The sequence below is a fragment of the Nocardia sp. NPDC051750 genome (assembly GCF_044453135.1).
In the GTDB taxonomy this organism is placed as follows: Bacteria; Actinomycetota; Actinomycetes; order Mycobacteriales; family Mycobacteriaceae; genus Nocardia.
In genome coordinates this window covers 561,550-580,872 of sequence record NZ_JBITCK010000006.1, presented here as the reverse complement: position 1 = coordinate 580,872, position 19,323 = coordinate 561,550, and the positions used below count along the sequence as shown (strand labels likewise).

Below are 19,323 nucleotides of genomic sequence, written 5' to 3'. Positions count from 1 at the left end.
CGGTCGCAGCTCCCTGGGCCAGGAGTCCGGAGTCGCTTCCCGGAGGGGCCGGCCGAGCCCGAAACGGCACCGGCAGGGACTTTCGGCACTCCCGCCGACGAGGATCCATCGGGGAGGATACGTGCAGGCGAGTATGCGGCCCACATCCGGCGATCGACCGGAGTGTTCGCGCCCGGTTGCCGGATCGCGGGAAAAGGAGTTCGAACGCTCCAGCAGAGCCCCGATAGGGACACGGTCCGGCGTAGACGAGATCCTCCAGCCGGCCCGGCCGGTCCGTGGACCCGCCGAAAGCGACGAAGCCCTGTTCGAGACAGGTAGGTTCCATGCACATCGAGCCCGGGGTTCACGATTCGGCACCGCAGATCGATATCCGCCGATACGACGCGGTGATCTTCGATATGGACGGTGTGGTGACCGACAGTGCCTCGATCCACGCTGCTGCCTGGACCGAGACATTCGATGCCTTCCTGACGGCGGAACCGGCCGGCCCGGGACAGGATCGGTCGCCGTTCAGCGAGGCGGACTATCTGAAATACGTGGACGGTAAACCCCGCTACTCCGGCGTCGAGGATTTCCTGACTGCCCGGCATATCCAGCTGCCTCGCGGCGGACCGGCCGATCCGGATTCGGCCGCGACCATCTGCGGGTTGGGCAACAGAAAGGACAACCTCTTCCGGGAGATACTCGCCCGCGACGGGGTGGCGGCGTTCGAATCGACCGTCGCCCTGGTGCGCCGGCTCCGCTTCCAGGGAATACGTACGGGCGTCTTCTCGGCCAGCCGGCACTGCGCGCAGGTACTCGCGGCTGCCGGTATCGCTCACCTTTTCGAGGTCCGGGTCGACGGGATGGACGCCGCGGAGCTGGGACTGCCGGGAAAGCCCGATCCCGCGATGCTGTGTGAGGTGGTATCGCGCCTGGATGTCGCTCCGGCCCGGGCGGTGGTCGTCGAGGATGCCGAGGCGGGTGTGGCAGCCGGACGAGCCGGAGGTTTCGCACTGGTCCTCGGAATCGAGCGGACCGGCCGGGGCGGGCGGTTGATGGCTGCGGGCGCCCATGCGGCCGTCGACGACGCGGTGCGGATAGGAGTACACGGGGGTTTTCGCCGTATCGGGGAGGTGCCGGACGCATTCGAGTTCTGGCCCCGGATCACAGACCTGCTGGGTATCGAGACACCCGCTGTGCTCATGGATTTCGACGGGACCCTGGCCGAGATCGTCACCGATCCGGCCGTCGCCGAGATGGTGGAGGGCGCGGCGACCGCCCTCACGGAACTGGCTGCTCGCTGCCCGGTTGCCGTGATCAGCGGCCGCGGTCTGGACGACCTTCGCGAACGAATGCCCGTACCCGGCGTCTGGCTCGCCGGCAGTCACGGGTTCGAATTGATGGCTCCCGACGGCACCCGGCATGTACACGACGCGGTGCCCGGCGCCGAAGCAGCCCTGACCGATGCCGCCGAAAGCCTGAGGTCGCGACTGCGCGATATCCCGGGTGTCATGGTCGAACACAAGCGTTTCGCGGTCGCCGTGCACTTCCGCACCGCAGGCGCCGAGGTCGCCGAACAGGTGATGACCACGGTGCGCGACACCGGTCGTGCCGCCGGTCTGCGGGTCAGCACCGGTCGCAAAGTCGTCGAGCTGCGGCCGGACGTCGACTGGGACAAAGGCGAGGCGGTGCGCTGGATCCTGCGCCGGCTCGATATCGCCGCTCTTCCGATTTACCTCGGCGATGATGTGACCGACGAGGACGCCTTCGACGCGATCGAGCCGGACGGGCTCGCCCTGGTCGTACACGATGCGGAGAACACCGACAGGTTCACCGCCGCCCGCTACTCGCTGGCCGGGCCGCGCCGGGTCGGTAATTTTCTGCAGCGGCTGGTGGAACTCGTGCGCGCCGCGCCGGCTGGAACCGAAACGGAGACTTGGTCACTGGTCTACGAGGGCTACGACCCGGGGCAGGAGAAGCTTCGGGAAGCGCTGTGCACCCTGGGCAACGGCTACTTCGCCACCCGCGGTGCGGCGCCGGAATGCCGAGCGGGCGAGTCGCACTATCCCGGAACCTATGTCGCCGGCCTGTACAACCGGCTCCGCGACCGGGTGGCGGGGCAGGAGATCGACAACGAGAGCCTGGTGAATGTGCCGAACTGGCTGCCGGTCACCTTCCGGATATCCGACGGCGACTGGTTCGAACCCGATACCGCGGAACTGCTGGACTACCACCAGCGATTGGATATCCGCCGCGCGGAACTGACCCGGCGGTTCCGGTTCCGCGACGACACCGGGCGCATCACCGGAGTGGAGCAGCGGCGTTTCGTGGCCGTACACCGGCCCCACCTGGCCGCACTCGTCACCACGATCACCGCCGAGAACTGGACCGGGACGCTGTGCCTTCGCTCGACCGTGGACGGATCGGTGACCAACAGCCTCGTCGAGCGTTACCGCGACCTGTCCGGCACGCATCTGGGCGCGGTGCGCACAACCCGGCTGTCCGAGGATTCGGCGCTCCTGGCGACACAGACCAACAGTTCGCTGGTCCCGATAACCCTCGCGATCCGCAACATCCTGCGATCCGGTGCAGCGGAAGTGCCGGAGATCGCTTGCGGGGAAAGGTCTATCGGCCACGAGTTCACCGTCGAAGCCAGGGAAGGGGAACCGGTCGTCCTGGAGAAAACGGTGGTGTTGTGCACAGGTCGTGATAACGCCTCGGCCGGACCCGACGACGAGGCAGCGCGAGGGCTGGAGACCGCGCAGGACTACGAAACCTTGTTCGCCGGCCACGCCGCGGCCTGGGATCGGATCTGGGGACGTCTGCGCATCGACCTCGACGACCACGGCTCGGTGCGAACCCTGCGCCTGCATCTGCTCCATCTGATCCAGACGCTGTCGCCGAGCACAGCCGACCTGGACGCCGGAGTTCCCGCGCGCGGCCTGCACGGTGAGGCCTATCGCGGCCATGTCTTCTGGGACGAGCTGTTCGTGCTGCCCGTCCTCACCCCACGATTTCCGGGGCTGACCCGATCACTGCTGCGCTACCGGTACCGGCGACTACCCGAAGCCCGCCGGGCGGCCGCCGCGGCCGGGCTCGCCGGAGCGATGTTTCCCTGGCAGTCCGGAAGCGACGGGCGCGAGGAGAGCCAGCAGCTCCACCTCAATCCGCTGTCGGGCCGGTGGAATCCGGATCCGAGCCGGCGTGCACATCATGTGGGCGCCGCCGTCGCCTACACCGTCTGGCAGTACTACCAGACGACCGGCGATCTGGAGTACCTCACCGAGCGTGGCGCCGAGCTACTGGTGGAAACAGCCCGGTTCTGGGCGGCACTGGCCGATTTCGATGCGCGGCTCGACCGCTGTGTACTCACCGGCGTGATCGGCCCGGACGAATTCCACGCCGGATACCCGGGCGCGCCCGGAGCGGGTGTCGACAACAACGCCTACACCAATGTCATGGCCGCCTGGACGATCCACTGCGCACTCGAAGCGCTCGAGGTGATCGCCCCCCGCGCCCGCGCCGAATTGCTCGAGCGCCTCGGTGTGGCATCCGGGGAACCATCGCATTGGCGCGAGGTCGCCCACCGGATGTACGTGCCCTTCCACGACGGTGTCATCAGTCAGTTCGAGGGCTACGACCGGCTACAAGAACTGGACTGGGAGCACTACCGCCGCCGTTACGGCGATATCCAGCGGCTGGACCGGATACTGGAAGCCGAGGGCGACGATATCGGCCGGTACCGCGCGGGAAAACAAGCCGATGTGCTCATGCTGTTCTACCTGTTCTCCGCGGACGAACTCCGCGAACTGTTCGCACGCCTCGGCTACGAGTTACCGGGGGAGATGATTCCTCGAACGATCGACTACTACCTGACCCGGACATCGCACGGTTCGACCTTGAGCGCCCTCGTGCATTCCTGGGTGCTCGCCCGCGCCAACCGGGAACGCGCCCTGGAATTCTTCGCGCGGGTGGTCGAATCGGATGTGGGCGATATCCAGGGTGGGACGACAGGCGAAGGAATCCACCTGGCCGCGATGGCGGGCAGCGTCGACCTGCTCCAGCGTTGCTTCACCGGGCTGGAGGTGCGCGGTGGCCGGCTCATCTTCTGCCCCTATTGGCCGGAAACGCTGGGTACGCTGTCGTTTCCCATGCTGTACCGAGGTCATCGGCTGATGGTGCGAGTCGGCGGCAGGAGAGTCGAGATAGGTTCCGAACCCGGGGACGCGCCGCCGATCGATATCGTCTGCCGGGACCAGGCGGCCCGGTTGTCGCCGGGGAACACCGTGTGCCTGGAGGACAGTCCGGCCCCGTCGACGGATACGTAGCGAACACTTCGGCCGGAATACCTCGCTACCGTCAGGTGCGCGTCCGCGGCCGGTAGTGCTTCGAGGAGAAATGGTTCGTGACGACCTCCTCCTCGGCCCGTAACTCCGCGCTCGTCACCACACGAGCGTCGGGACCGGGAAACATGAGCGCGCGGGTCTCAGTGTCGGTCCAGTGCACGAGGTACGGTGGCGCCCCGTCGGCGCCGTGGACTTCTTCGATCAATCCCCGGTGAACGGCGCCACCGAGTGCGCGCCCTTCGACGATCAGCCAATCCCCGACCTGGGCTCTCATCGTGACTCGGCCTCCTCCTATCCGTTCGGTCGTGCCGCAACGCTGCCGACGCCGAGACGATGCCGACCCGGCACGTTCTTGCTATCGCACCGCTGGTCGCACGTTGTTTCCTACGGTTCATCGAAGAACTCATGCAGGACCTGCGCACCCGGCACCTCGATGCCGCGCCGGTCGGCAGGCAGGGCCCGGGTCCGCTCGAGCGGCTTGCCGCAGCGTATGACGCAGCCACCGGCGTTACCGATGGCAACGGACTCGAACGCACCTCCGGCGACGGCGGCAGAACGTGAAGAGCTACCTACGACGGCAACAGCTCACGGACCACCAGGGTCATCGGGGCACTCGGTGCGGCGGCGACTTCCCAGGCGACCGGCAGACCGCCGCGCGCCGACCCCAGCACCCTCACGTCGGGGTCGCCACGACAATGCGCCGGCAACCGGGACAGTGTTCGCCCGGTGCCGCGACGGTCCTGGAAGAACACCGGAGGCTGTGCCATTCTCAACTCACTTCCGTCGCACTCTGGTCCACCAGTCCTTCGGCCAGCAGAATGCGGTGCGCCGACTGCGCCGCGGCGGCAACCCGTCGCTCGTCCGGGGGCAGCGCGGGTAACTGCTCGAGTCCACGGGCCAGTACCGCCACCGCCTCGCCCAGGGTCCGGAGCTGCTGGGCGAGATCGTTGTTCCGGTCGGGTGTGAGTCGCCTGGACGGCGACGGGGATACGTAGGCGGTCTCGTGCTCCTCGCCGAGGAAATCACCCCACAGGGCAATGCCGAGGGGGCCGGGTAGCACCGCGAAAACCCGGGTCAGCTGGCCGGGCGCGAAGAGATGTTCCAGTGCCCGGGTGATCTTCCCGGCGATCGGCACGACCTCGGCGCGGTCGATGCGCGCTTGTTCGGCGAATTGATCGATGAACGCGGCGACACCGTGCCGGATCGGCACTCTGGCGGGAACCCAGCCCTCGTACCACACGCCACGAAGGAGTTCGGGCAGTTGCGCGCTCACATGGGCAGCGTTGGACACCCCGAGCCGGTCGCGGACGGTGTGCATCCACGCGCGCAGCGCACGGAAGGCGAACTGGCGGTCCTCGGTGCCCAGTTCGTCGGCGACAGCGTTCAACCATGCGTGCGCCGTGTGAACTCCTGCGGCAAGCGGATCATTACGGTGCGCCATGCGGTCGCCTCCTCGCGGCTCGTCCGAGAACACCGGTGGGGTGCATTTCCAGCCTCGATTCCCGGACCGCGCCCGTGCAGGGCCGGAAGTCGCCGATGCCCGGGGCGATGGTCCCGACCACAGCCGATTGCCCGGATCTCACGCCCGGGGCGGATCCGGCGGGTCGATGGTCCCCGAGGCAGAGGCCGGTCGACTCTGCTGGAGGCGTCCGGAAGCGGGCGACACTCGGGTCATGACTCCGACCAGGAAGGTGGCGGTCATCTACGCCACGGAACAGGGTTCCACCCGCGATATCGCCGAGTTCGTCGCCGCTGATCTGGCAGACCGCGGCGCCGAGGTGCACTTGCGCGAGGTCGGTTACGCACCCGGCCTCGCCGGCTTCGACATGGTGATCCTCGGCAGCGCGATCCACAATATGGATTTCCTGCCTGCGGCCGTGGACTATATCGGCCGTAATCGCGCGGAGCTGGCCGCAACCGATGTCCGCCTCTTCGGTGTCGGGCTCGGACCGGCGTTACGCGGTCCGGTCGGACGGCGCATCGGGCGGGTTGTTCCCGAGAAGATCGCGGCCCTGCGTGATGCGGTACACGCCCGTGACTATCGACTATCGTGCCTTCGCCGGGGTCTACGAGCGTCATGGCGTATCCCGGAAGGCACGAACGCTCTACCGTCTCATGGGCGGTGGCCGCTACGGTGATCTGCGGGATTGGTCCGCCATTCAAGGGTGGGCCACCGGAATCGGTAACTCGCTGGGCCTGCCCGCGGCGGGCACACATGTTATCCATCCCTGATCCCGCGGCGGACGGTGTGCCCCCTAACGGCTTTCGGTGAGGAACTGCGCGCAGGATTCGATTGTCGACAGGCGTGGGTAGTCGTCTTCATCGATCCTTCGGTTGCTGCCTGCGGCGAGCCGTTCGACGAAGGTGAGAAAGTCGATCGAGTCGAGTTCGAGTGTGCTGCGCAACGGCTGTGTCTCGCCCAGCTCGGCCAGCTCGGCGTCGGTGACGAAGCCACTGAGCGACTGCCGGACAAGAGCGACTGCTTCCGCGCGGGAAGCCATTCCAGTGGTCATGGGCACAACTCCTCCGGATCTTGTAGGTGATCGGCGAGACAGCGCAGAAAACGCGCCCCTACGGCCCCGTCGCTCGCCCGGTGGTCGGCGGACAGAGTGGCGGTGACCTGTGGGCGGACGCCCACCATTCCGGCGACCGCGCAGGGCTTTTCGGTGACGGCACCGAATCCGACGATCGCGACCTGTGGGACCGGGATCACGCCGAAGACCGCGTCCGCCCCCAGATCGCCGAGGCTGGTTACGGTGATGGTGGCCTGCACGGTGTCACGGGAGCGCAGCCGGCCGGCCCGGGTCCGCGCTACCGCATCGCGTACGGACCGCATCATCGCGGCGGCGGACAGGTGGTCGGCGTCGGAAATGGTCGGCACCAGGATGCCGCCCTCGCGCAGCGACACCACCATGCCCACATGCACATCGGGTGCGGGCCGGAATTCTTCGTCGAGCCAGAAGCCGTTGAGTTCAGGCACCGAGCGCGCCGCGCGGGCCGCGGCGCACAGCAGCAGCGCCGATGACACGATGCGCTCCGGTACCGGCTTCTGCCCGTTGACTGTCCGTAGCCTCCGCATCGCAGCGTCCATATCGACAGTGCTCGACAGATAGTAGTGGGGCACAGTGCGTTTCGACCGTGTCATCGCCGCAGCGATCATCTGGCGGGCAGTCGCGGGGGAGCGCCGGGGGGTTTCCGCGGTCGCGTTGTCTCCCGGTACGTCCCGCGGCGGTCGCGGGTGGACGGTATCGGGCGGGGGTCGCTCGGATGTGCCGGTAGGGACGTCTCGTGCGCGTACCGCGTCGTCGGGGCCCGAGCCCTGCACACCGCTCAACTCGATACCTGATGCGGAGGCCAGACGACGGGCGTACCCCGACGCGCGGCCCGTATACGTCTTCGGTGCGCCCTGCGCAGCTCGGCCGCCGCGGACTGTGCTGGGGGTGGGTGCAGGACGAGCTGATCTTCTCTCGGTCTCCGGGCTCGGTTCATTCGAGCTTGCGGCGGCTTTGATCCGATCGATATCCGCGCGCACGACGCGGCCCGCGGGACCGGAACCGTGGACGGTGGCGATATCTATTCCGGCTTCCTCGGCCAGTTTCCTGATCAGTGGAGTGGCATGGAGGTCGTGCCCGGTCTTCTTTCCCGTCCCGCCACCGGCCGGCGGTGAGATCCCACGATCACCGGGTCGCGCATCAGCAGTGGGCGGCGGCAACGGGGCGGGGCCGGTGTGATCGGCTGCCGGTGTGGTGGCTGTATCCGGTTGGGTACCTGACGGGGTGTCTTCCGGCGCGGTTTCACCGTCGGCACGTTCGACGGGCGGTGATGTGCCGGACGGTCCTGCGGCGGGTTCGATGGTTGCCAGGGGCGTTCCTACCGGAACCGTGGCGCCTTCGGGTACCAGAATCGCTGCGAGGATCCCGTCGTCGAAGCTTTCCACCTCGATCGCCGCCTTCGTGGTGTCGACCTCGGCGACCACATCTCCGATGTGGACGACCTGGCCGGGCCGCACATACCAGTGCAGCAGGGTGCCCTCGACCATATCGGCGCCCAGTGACGGCATCCTGAATTCGGCCATCTCAGCTCACCACCTCGCGCACCGCCTCGACGACGGCTCCGGCCGAGGGCAGGGCCGCCTCTTCGAGCTGTCGCGCATAGGGGATCGGCACGTCGGCGGTGCACACCCGCCGGATCGGTGCGTCCAGGTCGTAGTAGGCGTGCTCCGCGGTCGCCGCGGCGACCTCGGCGGCTATCCCGGCCCGGCCCCAGCCCTCGTCGACGATCACCAGACGATGGGTACGGCTCACCGACTCCAGGATCGCGGCCGTATCGAGCGGTCGCAGAGTGCGCAGATCGATCACCTCTGCGTCGATGCCGGCCTCGGCGAGCTGGTCGGCGGCGGCCAGCGCTGTGTGCAGGGTGCCCCCATAGGCGACGACGGTGACGTCGCTGCCCGGCCGGGCGACTGCGGCCGTATCGATCTCGGTGACGGTATCCGGGCCGGGGGGTTCGCCGCTGGTGTTGTACAGGGCGATCGGTTCGAATATCACCACCGGATCCGGATCCTGCAGGGCGGGCCACAGCATGCCTCGTGCGTCGGCCACGGTGGCCGCGGACAGTACGCGCAGGCCGGGCAGGTGGGCGTAGAAGGATTCGAGGCTGTGCGAATGTTGTGCGGCGAGTTGGCGACCGGCTCCGGTGGCCATCCGGATCACCAGCGGCACACCGAGTTGCCCGCCCGACATATGCCGCAGGGTAGCGGCGTTGTTGAGGATCTGGTCCAGCGCGAGCAGGCTGAAGTTGCCGGTCATGATCTCCACGATCGGGCGCCGGCCGGCGATCGCCGCACCGATGCCCGCACCGACGAACGCCGATTCGCTCAGCGGAGTGTCACGGATACGGTGCGGCCCGTAATCGTCGAGCAGGCCACGGCTGACGCCGAAGCAGCCGCCGTAGGCGCCCACATCCTCGCCCATCAGGAACACCCGCTCATCGCGGTCCAGGGCTTCACGCAGCGCGTCGGTCAACGCCTGCCGATAGGTGGTGGTCATAGCCGCTCCGCGTACACATGGCGGGTCAGGTCGGCGACGGGTTCCAGTGGTGCGGCCTCGGCTTCGCCGATGGCGGTGTCGATTTCGGCGTCGATCTCCGTTTCGATCTCGGCATACCTGCGGTCGTCGAGGATTTCGGAATCGCGCAGTTGCCGGGACAGCCGGGTGATCGGGTCACGGGTCTTCCATTGCTCTATCTCGGCTTTGTCGCGATAGCGGTCGGCGTCGTAGAGCGAATGCGCGCGGAAGCGGTAGGTACGGAACTCCAGGAAGCAGGGCCCGCCGCCGCCCCGGATCGACTGGACCGCGCGGCGGGTCGCTGTGGCGACTGCTTCGGCGTCCATACCGTCGACGGGCCACGATGCCATTCCGTAGCCGGCCGCGCGGAGGGCCAGATCGGTGTTGGCGTGTTCCCGGCGCAATGCGGTGCCCATTGCGTATTGGTTGTTCTCGCAGGCGAAGAGCACCGGTAGGTGCCAGAGGGCGGCGAGGTTGGCGCATTCGTGGAATTCGCCTTCGGCGAAGGCGCCGTCACCGAACAAACAGACGGTGACATGGGGCGTATCGGTGAGTGCGTCCGCCAGCGCGAGACCTAGCGCCGGCGGCAGACCGCCGGCGACGATGGCGTTTCCGCCGTAGAACCGCCGCTGGGCGTCGAACAGGTGCATGGAACCGCCGCGGCCGCCACTGCATCCGGTACTGCGCCCGAACATTTCCGCCATCAATGCGGTCATCGGGATGCCGCGCGCGAGCGCGTGTCCGTGTTCGCGATAGGTCGAGACCACCGCGTCGCCCGTGTCGATCTCACTCAGGAGACCCGCCGCGACGGCCTCCTCGCCGATATAGAGGTGCAGGAATCCCCGGATCTTCTCGGTGCTGTAGAGCTGGATACAGCGTTCTTCGAAACGCCGGATACGCATCATCTGGCGCAGGAGCTCGATCCGGTGGGCGGGGTCGGTACGAGCGGGTGCCGCTCCGGCCGGGGATTCGGTCATGGTCATGGCGGGGCCTCCAAGGTCGACACATCACCTTCGGGCAACCCGAGTTCCCGGGCCCGCAGCAGCCGCCGCATCACCTTGCCGCTGCGTGTGTGCGGCAGGCTGTCGACGAAGACGATCTCCTTGGCGGCGACGGCACCCAGGGCGCGACGGCCGAAGGCCAGCAACTCGTCGTGTAACTGGCCGGAACCGGTGTAGCCGGGGCGCAGCAGGACGAAAGCCTTGACGAGCTGCCCGGCGACCGGGTCCGGGGTGCCGATGACACCGGCCTCGGCGACAGCCGGGTGCGCCATCAGCGCGCTTTCCACTTCGAACGGTCCGACCAGGTGTCCGGCGGACTTGATGACATCGTCGGCGCGCCCGACGAACCAGTAGTAGCCGTCGGCGTCCCGGCGAGCCAGATCACCGGACAGATACCAGGGTCCGATGAAGGTTTTGTCGTAGCGTTGTGGCTGCTGCCAGTACTCGCGGAACATCGACGGCCAGCCGGTGTGCAACGCCAGTTCGCCGATCTCGCCGGCGTCGGCTTCCTGGACGACCCCGCGTACCAGTGGCCGGCCTCCGGGACCGCGGCGCAGGATCGTGGCATGGATACCGGGCAGGGGCCGGCCCATGGAGCCCGGCCGGACTTGTTCGGCAGCGAAATTGGCGATCATGATGGCGCCGGTCTCGGTCTGCCACCAGTTGTCGTGCACGGGCTTGCCCAACGCTCGTTCGCCCCACACCACGACTTCGGGGTTGAGTGGTTCGCCGACACTGGCGATAAAACGCAGATGCGACAGATCGGTTCCCGGCGGCAGGTCGTCTCCATGCCGCATCAGCATGCGCAGCGCGGTGGGGGAGGTGTACCAGACCGTGATGCCTTCGGCGGTCAGGATGTCGTACCAGCGCCGGGTGTCGAACTCGGCCTCGTCGCTGACCAGCGTGGCGCCCAGGCTCAGCGGCGCGATCACGCCGTAGGACATTCCGGTGACCCAGCCGGGATCGGCGGTGCACCAGAACATATCGCCGCCCCGCAGATCCAAGGCATAGCGTGCGGTCACCCGGTGCGCGAGCACCGCATTGTGCACATGCACCGCACCTTTCGGCGTCCCGGTGGTGCCGCTGGTGAAATGCAGTAGCGCGGCATCCTCGGGCTCGGTGCGCACGATGGTGTACTCGGGCGCGGCCGCGGCCATGGCCGCACGCAGGTCGACGAGGTGACCATCAGGGGATTCGGCTGTCTCGGCATCGACGATGAGCACATAACGCAATGCGGGCAAACCGTCGCGGATCGGCGCGACTTTGCGCCGATAGTGGGCTCGGCTGGTCACGAGCACTTCTGCTCCGGCGATGGCCATACGCTGCCGAACCGGCTCCGGACCGAAGGCGGAGAACAACGGTGAGACGATGCACCCGGCCTTCCAGGCGCCGAGCGCGGCGATGTACAGCTCGGGACTGCGGCCGAGCAGGGTGCACACGCGTGCGCCGCGGGCGACACCGAGTTCGCGCAGGACACCGGCGAACCGGTTGCTCGATATCGCCAGATCCGAATAGGAGAAGGTGACACGGCCGGCGGGGTCACGCAGCCAGTGCAATGCCGGCGCCTGGGCACGCGGCGTATCCAGATGGCGGTCGACCGCCTCGTAGGCGATGTTCAGGCCGCCGCCGGGCAGCATCGCCAGTTCGCGGGCCGCGGTGTCCCAATCGAAGTCGGCGCGGGCGCGACCGTAATCGGTCAGGTTCGCCTGCGTCCGCTGTGCGGCGGGCTTCTCGATAGAACCCCAGCGAGCCGGCTCGTACTCCATCATTTTCGGGTGGTCCCGGTCTGCTGTGGGGCGTGCAGATCCGCCATCAGTTTCCCGCAGGTATCGCGCGGAAGCCGGCGGGCGATATCCGCTTCGGAAACGATCCCGACCGGGCGGTCGTGCGAGACGACCGGTACGCGATGAAGCCTGTGCTCGCGCAGGGTCGCCACGACCTCGCCGACGTGGCGGTCGGCATCCACCGTGACGACATCGCCCGATGCGACGGCGCCGACTGCTGTCTGTTCCGCGTCCATACCGTCGGCCACGCAGCGCAGCGCGAGATCGCGATCGGTGACGATACCGGTCACCGCCCCGGCTTCGTCGAGGACCAATAACGACCCGATATTCGCGGCGCGCATCCGTCGTGCGGCCGCGGCGACCGATTCCTGAGCGGTGAGGCTGTGCACACCCACATGCATCAGTGCGCTGGCGGTATCGGCGATGAGCAGATTGCGCACCCCGACAACACCGTCGACGGCCGCGACCAGTGCACCGATCAGTCCGATCATGCTCGGCTGTGTCGCGCCCTTCAGCGTGACGACACCGTCGTGTACCTCGGCCGAGGCCGCGCTGGACGGCAGCTGCAATCCGCGGCGCAGCACGCTGTCCCGGATCACCGCTGCCAGTTCGGCGTCCGGGCGCAGATACACACCCAGTACGTCTTTGCGGCTCACGATGCCGACCAGGTGTCCGCGGGCATCGATCACCGGGGCGGAGTGCAGATCGTGCCGGGCTAGTGTGGCCGCCGCGGCCGACACACTGGTTTCGGACATGATCGTGACCACCGGTGCGCTCATCAGCTGCCCTGCGGTGACCGCCTCGCTCTTGCGGGCGAACATCTTCCGCCACACCGCCGACCACACGGTGCCCGGGATCGGGCCACCGAGACGTGCCTGCCGGGCGAGGAGATCGGCTTCGGTCACCATGCCGACGCAGTGTTTGTCGGCATCGAGCACCGGCGCGCCGTTGATCCGATGCCGAGCCAGTGTCTGCACGACATCGTGAAAGGAGGTGTCCATGTCGACGCCGACGACATCTGCGGTCATCACTTCGGCGACTGTCATATGTCTCATGGCACGGCTCCTCTCACCGGCCGGCGATCTCGATCTCGGCGACCGGAGCATCCACGGAACAAGTGTGGGTCCGGCCGGCCTCTCTCCTCCACAGGCGAAAACCCTCGTGCCCCGGTACCAAAGTCACTTTTTCGATCGGTCGGTGTGCGCGGGCGGCCGGGTTTCCGTGTCGGTGTCCGGTGCCGCCTCGGACGTCGCGGCGTCACTTGCCACGGCGGATCGCACCCGCCGTGCCAGGTTGTGGAACTGGCGTGCCTGCATGATCAGGTGAGCGGGTTCGCCGAACAGCGTGTCGAACACCGCGGTGAGCGCCCGGGGTGCGTCCCGGCCGACCGTCCGGACCACCAGTCGCGTCCGGTGATCGGGGAGTTCGCGCAGGTGAAAGCCCCATACGCCGCGCGCGAAGGCGGGCGGGTCGGGTTCGGCGGGTTCGAGCGGATGACCACCGGGAAGGGTGAAATCGCTGCGTAGCACCAGGGTCGACGGGTATTCGGCCGCGGCCACGGTGAAAAAGAAGCGGCCGTCGTCGGTCGCTGGGATCCGATCGCCGGTGCGCAGATCCTGCCACTCCTCGACGACCTCGGACGTGCTGGGACGGCCTGCGTTGTCCAAGTGGTCCCAGCTGTACCAACCGGCTCGGTCGGCGCCCATCTGAACCAGCCACGGCCAGACCGCTGCCGGGGGAGCGGGAAGAGTTGTGGCCATGGTCGATCGTGAACGCGGCCGTCCGACGAAGTCGTCGCCGGGATAGCTCGCCGAGACCTCTTCGCCGGTCGCGCCCCAGGACAGCATTCGGTGCCTCAGCAGCAGGGCTCCGGCCGCGGTGACCGCGGCGGCAACGGATATCGACACCGAGCGCATAGGAGCCCCTTTGTGGAAGTGATTCGTCACACCCCCAGTCCATCCACACCGGTCCGCACAGGTCAGGGCCGATGGTCCCGGGTATCCGGTCCTTGGTCCCGACTACGCGTGCCGTGCCGCCGGTACCGAGGCCGTGGTGGGTGCACCGAAAAGTCGGCCGATGACGTCGGGGTGGCCGGGGTTGGTTCCGGCGGTCACCAAGGTGGCCGAGGCCGCCGCGATACCCAGTTGCATTGCTTCGGTCCGGGACAGCCCCCGGGCGAATCCCACGGTCGCGCCCGCGACCATCGCGTCTCCGGCACCGACCGCGCTGGCGATCGAAACCGGTGTCGCGGGCAAGGTCTCCCACGAGTCCGGGCCTACTGCCAGTGCCCCGTCGGCTCCCAGCGAAACCACAACGAACTCGCTGACGCCGGCGGCGATCAGTTCGCGCGCCGCGGTCACCTGGCTCTCACGGTCGGGTAGTTCACGGCCGGTGTATTCGGCGAGTTCGCGCGCGCTCGGTTTCATCAGGAACACGCTGTGCCGAACCCGGCGCAGTGCTTCCCCGGAGGTGTCGAGGACGAATCGGCACCCGGACTGTGCGACTCGCTCGGCCAGCAGCTGATAGAAGTCGGCCGGTACGCCCGGGGGCAGACTTCCGCTGGCCACCACATAGTGTGCGGAGCGTGCGGCGTGCACCGCCGCGTCGAGGCAGTCGTTCCACTCGAGGCCGGTCAGCGTCGGTCCGGGCAGGACGAAACGGAACTGCCGCCCGGACCTGTTCTCGGTGATCGCGAAGCTCTCCCGTGTCGATCCACCGATCGAGATGACCCGTCGCGGTACCTCGGCACGCTCCAGCAATCCCTGCAACACGTCACCGGTCGGCCCGCCGGCGGGTAGCACGGCCAGCACCGGTTCACCGAGCGCGAGAACAGTGCGCGCGACGTTGATGCCGCCGCCGCCCGGGTCCATACGCGGCTGTGCGCAACGTATCTTCTCCGTCGCCAGCACCCGGTCGGTGCAGGTGGACAGGTCGATCGTCGGATTCATCGTCACGGTGACAATCTGCGGCACAGGCGGCTCCTGAAGCGTCGAGTCGAGCGTGTGGATACGCCGATTCCACGCTCGAACGGCTCTCTGGTGTAGGGGCGGGGGTCCTCGATCGCAGGGACCCGGATCGGTGCCGGGAAGGACCGAAATCCCTGGACCCGGCCCCGCCGGGGCCACTCCGCTCGCCCGGCGCTGTATCAGAGAGGTCGTAGGTCCCGGAGGCCCGGGCACGATGCCTCTGATCCGGCACACCACGTATCGATCACCCTGAACCCATGTAGTCGCAGACACCCGCGCCCATAGTTCCTGCGCGGATGGAGCGGGGAGCCGCTTGTCCTCTCGCCGACAACGAAGGGAGCCGATGATGGGTGCCTATGTCGCGGCGTTCGATCAACTGCGCCTGGCCGATACCGACGAGGCCGGTGGTAAAGGCGCCAACCTCGGTGAACTGGTATCCGTCGGCCTCCCGGTACCGCCGGGTTTCGTCGTACTGCGCTCCTGCTACGAACAGGTGATCGGACAGGGAGCGCACGGCGCCGAAATCTCCTCCTTGCACGCCGAAGCCCTGCGAGCCGCCGAAGCCGTCGACCCCGACCGGGTGGACGTTCTGTGCCGGCGCATGCGTGAACTCGTGCACGCCTGCGCCCTCGACTCCTCGTCCAGATCCGCTCTTTTCGCCGCCTACCACGCCCTCGGCAAGGATCCGCGGGTGGCTGTCCGGTCCTCAGCGGTCGGTGAGGACAGCGCCACGTCCTCGTTCGCCGGGATGAACCTCACCCGCACCAACGTGCGCGGAGAACATCAGCTTGTCGAGGCGGTGTTCGACTGCTGGGCCTCCCTTTTCACTCCGCGGGTCCTGACCTATCGCGCCCGCCGGGGCATGTACCAAACCCCGGCCATGGCTGTGGTGGTGCAGCAGATGGCCGACGCCCGCCGGGCCGGGGTCGCGTTCACGGCGGACCCGGCCACCGGCCGCCGGGACCGGATCGTCATCGATGCGGCCCGCGGGCAGGGTGAGGTCGTGGTGTCCGGGACCACCCGTCCCGATACCTACATTCTCGACACCGCCGGGCCTCATCTACTCGAACACCGGCCCGGCCACCAGGATTTCGCCATCGTCGCCGGACCGGACGGCGACCGCCGCATCGAACTCGCCGACGACGACAAAGCGACGCCGGTCCTGACCGAGCACGAAGCCGTCGAGGTGGCCCAGCTCGCGATGGCGGTACAGCAGCATCACGACGGCCGGCCCCAAGATGTCGAGTGGGTCTACGACGAAGACTCACTGTGGCTCGTACAAGCCCGTCCCATCACCACTCTGCGCGAACCACAACCTGCTTCTTCCCCCGACCTGTCGCCGGCAACGGTGCTCGTGCGCGGATTGGGCGCCGCGCCCGGCACCGCCGGGGGAACCGTGCGCGTACTGTCCTCCCCCGACCAGGGTGACGCCCTCCAGCCGGGCGAGATCCTGGTCGCCCCGATGACCAACCCGGATTGGCTGCCGACCATCAACCGGGCAGCCGCCGTGGTCACCGATAGCGGCGGAATGACCTGTCACGCGGCGATCGTCGCCCGTGAACTCGGTGTGCCCTGCGTGGTCGGGGCACGATCGGCCACCACCGCCCTCACCGACGGTGACACGGTCACCGTCGACGGCTCGGCGGGTGAGGTCCGCGCGGGCAGGCCCACCAGCGCTCCCGTACTCACCGCGCCGGCCGATCGGGCCGCTACCGTCTACGCGCCACTCACGCCCACGGCGACCAGGCTGTATGTGAACATCGCCCTTCCCGAAGCCGCGCAGCGGGCCGCGGCCGCGGATACCGACGGCGTGGGATTGCTGCGCGCCGAGATACTGCTGACCCGGGCGCTGGACAATATGCATCCGCGCGAAGTGATCGCTCGTGGCGAGCAGCGCGCGTTCCTCGACCGTATGGTCGGTGCCCTGACCGATATCACCACCGCGTTCGCCCCGCGTCCGGTGGTCTACCGCGCAACCGATCTGCGCAGCAACGAATTCCGGGCACTCGTCGGCGGGGAACGCTACGAGCCGCTCGAACACAATCCGATGATCGGCTACCGCGGCTGTTACCGCTACACCCAGGATCCCGAGGTGTTCCAGCTGGAGCTCGCTGCGCTGGCCGAGGTCCGGGAACGAACTCACAACCTGCACTTGATGATTCCGTTCGTCCGGACCCGGTGGGAACTCGAAGCGTGCCTGGAACTGGTGGACGCCGGTCCGCTACGCCACCAGCGCGGCATGCATCGCTGGGTGATGGCCGAAGTCCCTTCGGTCCGCTACTGGCTCCCCGAATACGTCGGCCTGGGTATCGACGGAGTCTCGATCGGCAGCAACGATCTCACCCAGCTGACCCTGGGAGTCGACCGCGACTCCGCAGAATGTGCCCCGCTGTTCGACGAATCCGACCCCGCTGTGCTGGACGCCATCGCGAATATCGTGTCCGCGGCCCGCGCCCTGGGGATCACCTCCTCGCTGTGCGGGCAGGCGCCGTCCAGTCACCCGGAGTTCATCGAGCAACTGATCGGGATGGGGATCACCTCCGTATCGGTCACGCCCGACGCGGTTCCCGCCGCGCGTCGGGCGATCGATGCCGCCGAGCGACGGTTACTTCTCGACCACGCCCGTGCGGCCACCGGTCCGCGATGACCGCCGGGCGAACATACGTGCAGCTGCGGGAAACGCACACCGGTGTTGTCGTGCTCTGCGGGGACCGGGCCTACAAGACCAAGAAACCGATCACGACCGATTTCCTCGACTTCGGCACCACGGAATTACGAGAGCGGGCCTGCGCGCGTGAGGTCGAACTGAATCGCCGGCTCGCCCCTGATATCTATTTGGGCGTCGCCCACCTCACCGACCCCACCGGTGGGCCGGACGAACCGGTGATCGTGATGCGCCGCCTGCCCGAGGAGTCCCGGCTGTCCAACCGGCTCGAGACCTCCTCGGGCGGATCTCCCGACCTGCCGGGCCTGGTGGAATTACTGGTGGCCTTCCACGCCACGGCCCCGCGTGGACCCGATATCGACCTGTCCGGCACCGTCGAGGCGCTGGTGGAGCGGTGGAACGACCTGCTGGCGAGTATGCGGCACCAGCGGGTCGATGTCCTCGACCCGGAGGTGCTCGACACGATCAGGACACTGGCGCAGCGGTACCTGTCCGGCCGGCGGCCGCTACTGGAGACCCGCATCGCCGCGGGACGGATCGTCGACGGCCACGGCGATCTCCTCGCCGAGGACATCTTCGAACTGCCCGACGGGTTCCGGATCCTCGACTGCCTGGATTTCGACGATCGGCTGCGCTACGTGGACTGCCTCGACGATATCGCGTTCCTCGCTATGGACCTGGAGTTCCTGGGCCACCCCGGGCAGGCGGAAAGCCTTGTGCGGGAATATCGTCGACGATCCGGCGACACCGCCCCGGAATCCTTGGCCGACCACTACATCGCCTACCGTGCGCTGGTCCGTGCGAAGGTCGACGCGATCCGTGCCGGGCAGGGCGATGCCACCGCAGTCGACCGCGCGCATCGGCATCTCCGGATCGCGGTGGGGCATCTGCGACGGTCGGCGGTGCGACTCGTCCTCGTCGGCGGTCTGCCCGGCTCCGGCAAATCCACGCTGGCCACCGGACTGGCGGCGCGGACCGGGGCCGCAGTGCTGTCCAGCGACGGGCTGCGCCGGGAGCTACGGTCCACCGGCGATATCGCAGGCGAAAGTGGCGTCTACGATCGGGGCGCCTACTCTCTCGTGAACAAGGACCGCGTCTACACCGAGCTTGTGCGCCGGGCGCAGACGCTGCTCGGTGCCGGCGTCTCGGTAATTCTCGACGCCAGCTGGCTCGACGCCGCAAGGCGAGACCTCGCCGAGACGGCCGCATCGGCCGCGGGCGCACGTATCGGGTCGATACGCTGTGTCTGTCCGGCCACCGTGGCGCTCGACCGGATCCGGCACCGCGGGAACAGTCTCTCCGAGGCAACCCCGCAGATTGCCACCGCCTTGACCGATACCGTGGACCCCTGGCCGGACGCGGTGGATGTCGACACCGACGCGCCTCGGGTGTTGTCGGTGACCGCGGCCTGCCGGGTGTGGGACGATCTCGCCGGCGCGGACCGGACAGCAGTGCCGATGAGCGGAGCTGCGGTGCGGGCCACTGCGGTCACCCGCGGCCCGAACCCATGAGC

15 protein-coding genes are annotated in these 19,323 nt (G+C 67.9%); 4 read left to right on the top strand and 11 right to left on the bottom strand.

Features of this window, described 5'->3' with window-relative positions:
* Window positions 1-323 precede the first annotated feature (323 nt).
* Entirely contained in the window at window positions 324-4,310 is a 3,987-nt protein-coding gene (gene otsB / locus ACIA75_RS27465; RefSeq protein ID WP_397108916.1) for a trehalose-phosphatase, read from the top strand.
* A 31-nt stretch (window positions 4,311-4,341) separates the two neighbouring features.
* Here the strand turns inward: otsB and ACIA75_RS27460 are convergent, their stop codons facing one another.
* The 3 genes from ACIA75_RS27460 to ACIA75_RS27450 form a co-directional block, all read right to left on the bottom strand.
* On the bottom strand, window positions 4,342-4,602 hold the full coding sequence (locus ACIA75_RS27460; protein ID WP_397108914.1) for a DUF1918 domain-containing protein: 261 nt from the start codon (window positions 4,600-4,602) through the stop codon (window positions 4,342-4,344).
* 295 nt (window positions 4,603-4,897) lie between these two features.
* Window positions 4,898-5,095, bottom strand: coding sequence for a hypothetical protein (locus tag ACIA75_RS27455; protein WP_397108912.1), 198 nt, complete (start codon window positions 5,093-5,095; stop codon window positions 4,898-4,900).
* Window positions 5,096-5,097: 2 nt separating this feature from the next.
* Window positions 5,098-5,769 carry a DUF2267 domain-containing protein gene (locus ACIA75_RS27450; protein ID WP_397108910.1) on the bottom strand — a complete coding sequence of 224 codons (672 nt, stop codon included), beginning with the start codon at window positions 5,767-5,769 and terminating at the stop codon, window positions 5,098-5,100.
* 232 nt (window positions 5,770-6,001) lie between these two features.
* Between ACIA75_RS27450 and ACIA75_RS27445 the strand changes: the two genes are divergently transcribed.
* Entirely contained in the window at window positions 6,002-6,466 is a 465-nt protein-coding gene (locus ACIA75_RS27445) for a flavodoxin domain-containing protein (RefSeq protein ID WP_397108908.1), read from the top strand.
* Window positions 6,467-6,583: 117 nt separating this feature from the next.
* Here ACIA75_RS27445 and ACIA75_RS27440 read toward each other — a convergent pair whose 3' ends face one another.
* The 8 genes from ACIA75_RS27440 to ACIA75_RS27405 form a co-directional block, all read right to left on the bottom strand.
* Entirely contained in the window at window positions 6,584-6,841 is a 258-nt protein-coding gene (locus ACIA75_RS27440; RefSeq protein ID WP_397108906.1) for an acyl carrier protein, read from the bottom strand.
* Window positions 6,838-8,403: a dihydrolipoamide acetyltransferase family protein gene (locus ACIA75_RS27435; RefSeq protein ID WP_397108904.1), complete on the bottom strand. Its 1,566-nt coding sequence runs from the start codon at window positions 8,401-8,403 to the stop codon at window positions 6,838-6,840. Before ACIA75_RS27435 ends, ACIA75_RS27440 begins: the two co-directional genes overlap by 4 nt.
* A gap of 1 nt (window position 8,404) precedes the next feature.
* A complete protein-coding gene (locus tag ACIA75_RS27430) occupies window positions 8,405-9,376 on the bottom strand; it encodes an alpha-ketoacid dehydrogenase subunit beta (protein ID WP_397108902.1) in 972 nt (323 codons plus the stop codon).
* Complete coding sequence (gene pdhA, locus ACIA75_RS27425; protein ID WP_397109126.1) at window positions 9,373-10,371, bottom strand: pyruvate dehydrogenase (acetyl-transferring) E1 component subunit alpha; 999 nt, start codon at window positions 10,369-10,371, stop codon at window positions 9,373-9,375. Before pdhA ends, ACIA75_RS27430 begins: the two co-directional genes overlap by 4 nt.
* A 2-nt stretch (window positions 10,372-10,373) precedes the next feature.
* Window positions 10,374-12,164: an acetate--CoA ligase gene (gene acsA / locus ACIA75_RS27420; protein ID WP_397108900.1), complete on the bottom strand. Its 1,791-nt coding sequence runs from the start codon at window positions 12,162-12,164 to the stop codon at window positions 10,374-10,376.
* On the bottom strand, window positions 12,161-13,234 hold the full coding sequence (locus tag ACIA75_RS27415) for a CBS domain-containing protein (protein WP_397108898.1): 1,074 nt from the start codon (window positions 13,232-13,234) through the stop codon (window positions 12,161-12,163). Before ACIA75_RS27415 ends, acsA begins: the two co-directional genes overlap by 4 nt.
* A gap of 123 nt (window positions 13,235-13,357) precedes the next feature.
* Window positions 13,358-14,086: a hypothetical protein gene (locus ACIA75_RS27410; RefSeq protein ID WP_397108896.1), complete on the bottom strand. Its 729-nt coding sequence runs from the start codon at window positions 14,084-14,086 to the stop codon at window positions 13,358-13,360.
* Between the two features lie 111 nt (window positions 14,087-14,197).
* Complete coding sequence (locus tag ACIA75_RS27405; RefSeq protein ID WP_397108894.1) at window positions 14,198-15,151, bottom strand: 1-phosphofructokinase family hexose kinase; 954 nt, start codon at window positions 15,149-15,151, stop codon at window positions 14,198-14,200.
* A 340-nt stretch (window positions 15,152-15,491) separates the two neighbouring features.
* Between ACIA75_RS27405 and ppsA the strand changes: the two genes are divergently transcribed.
* Complete coding sequence (ppsA, locus tag ACIA75_RS27400; protein WP_397108892.1) at window positions 15,492-17,792, top strand: phosphoenolpyruvate synthase; 2,301 nt, start codon at window positions 15,492-15,494, stop codon at window positions 17,790-17,792.
* Complete coding sequence (locus tag ACIA75_RS27395; protein WP_397108890.1) at window positions 17,789-19,321, top strand: AAA family ATPase; 1,533 nt, start codon at window positions 17,789-17,791, stop codon at window positions 19,319-19,321. The genes ppsA and ACIA75_RS27395 overlap by 4 nt, the downstream gene beginning before the upstream one ends.
* Window positions 19,322-19,323: the final 2 nt, after the last annotated feature.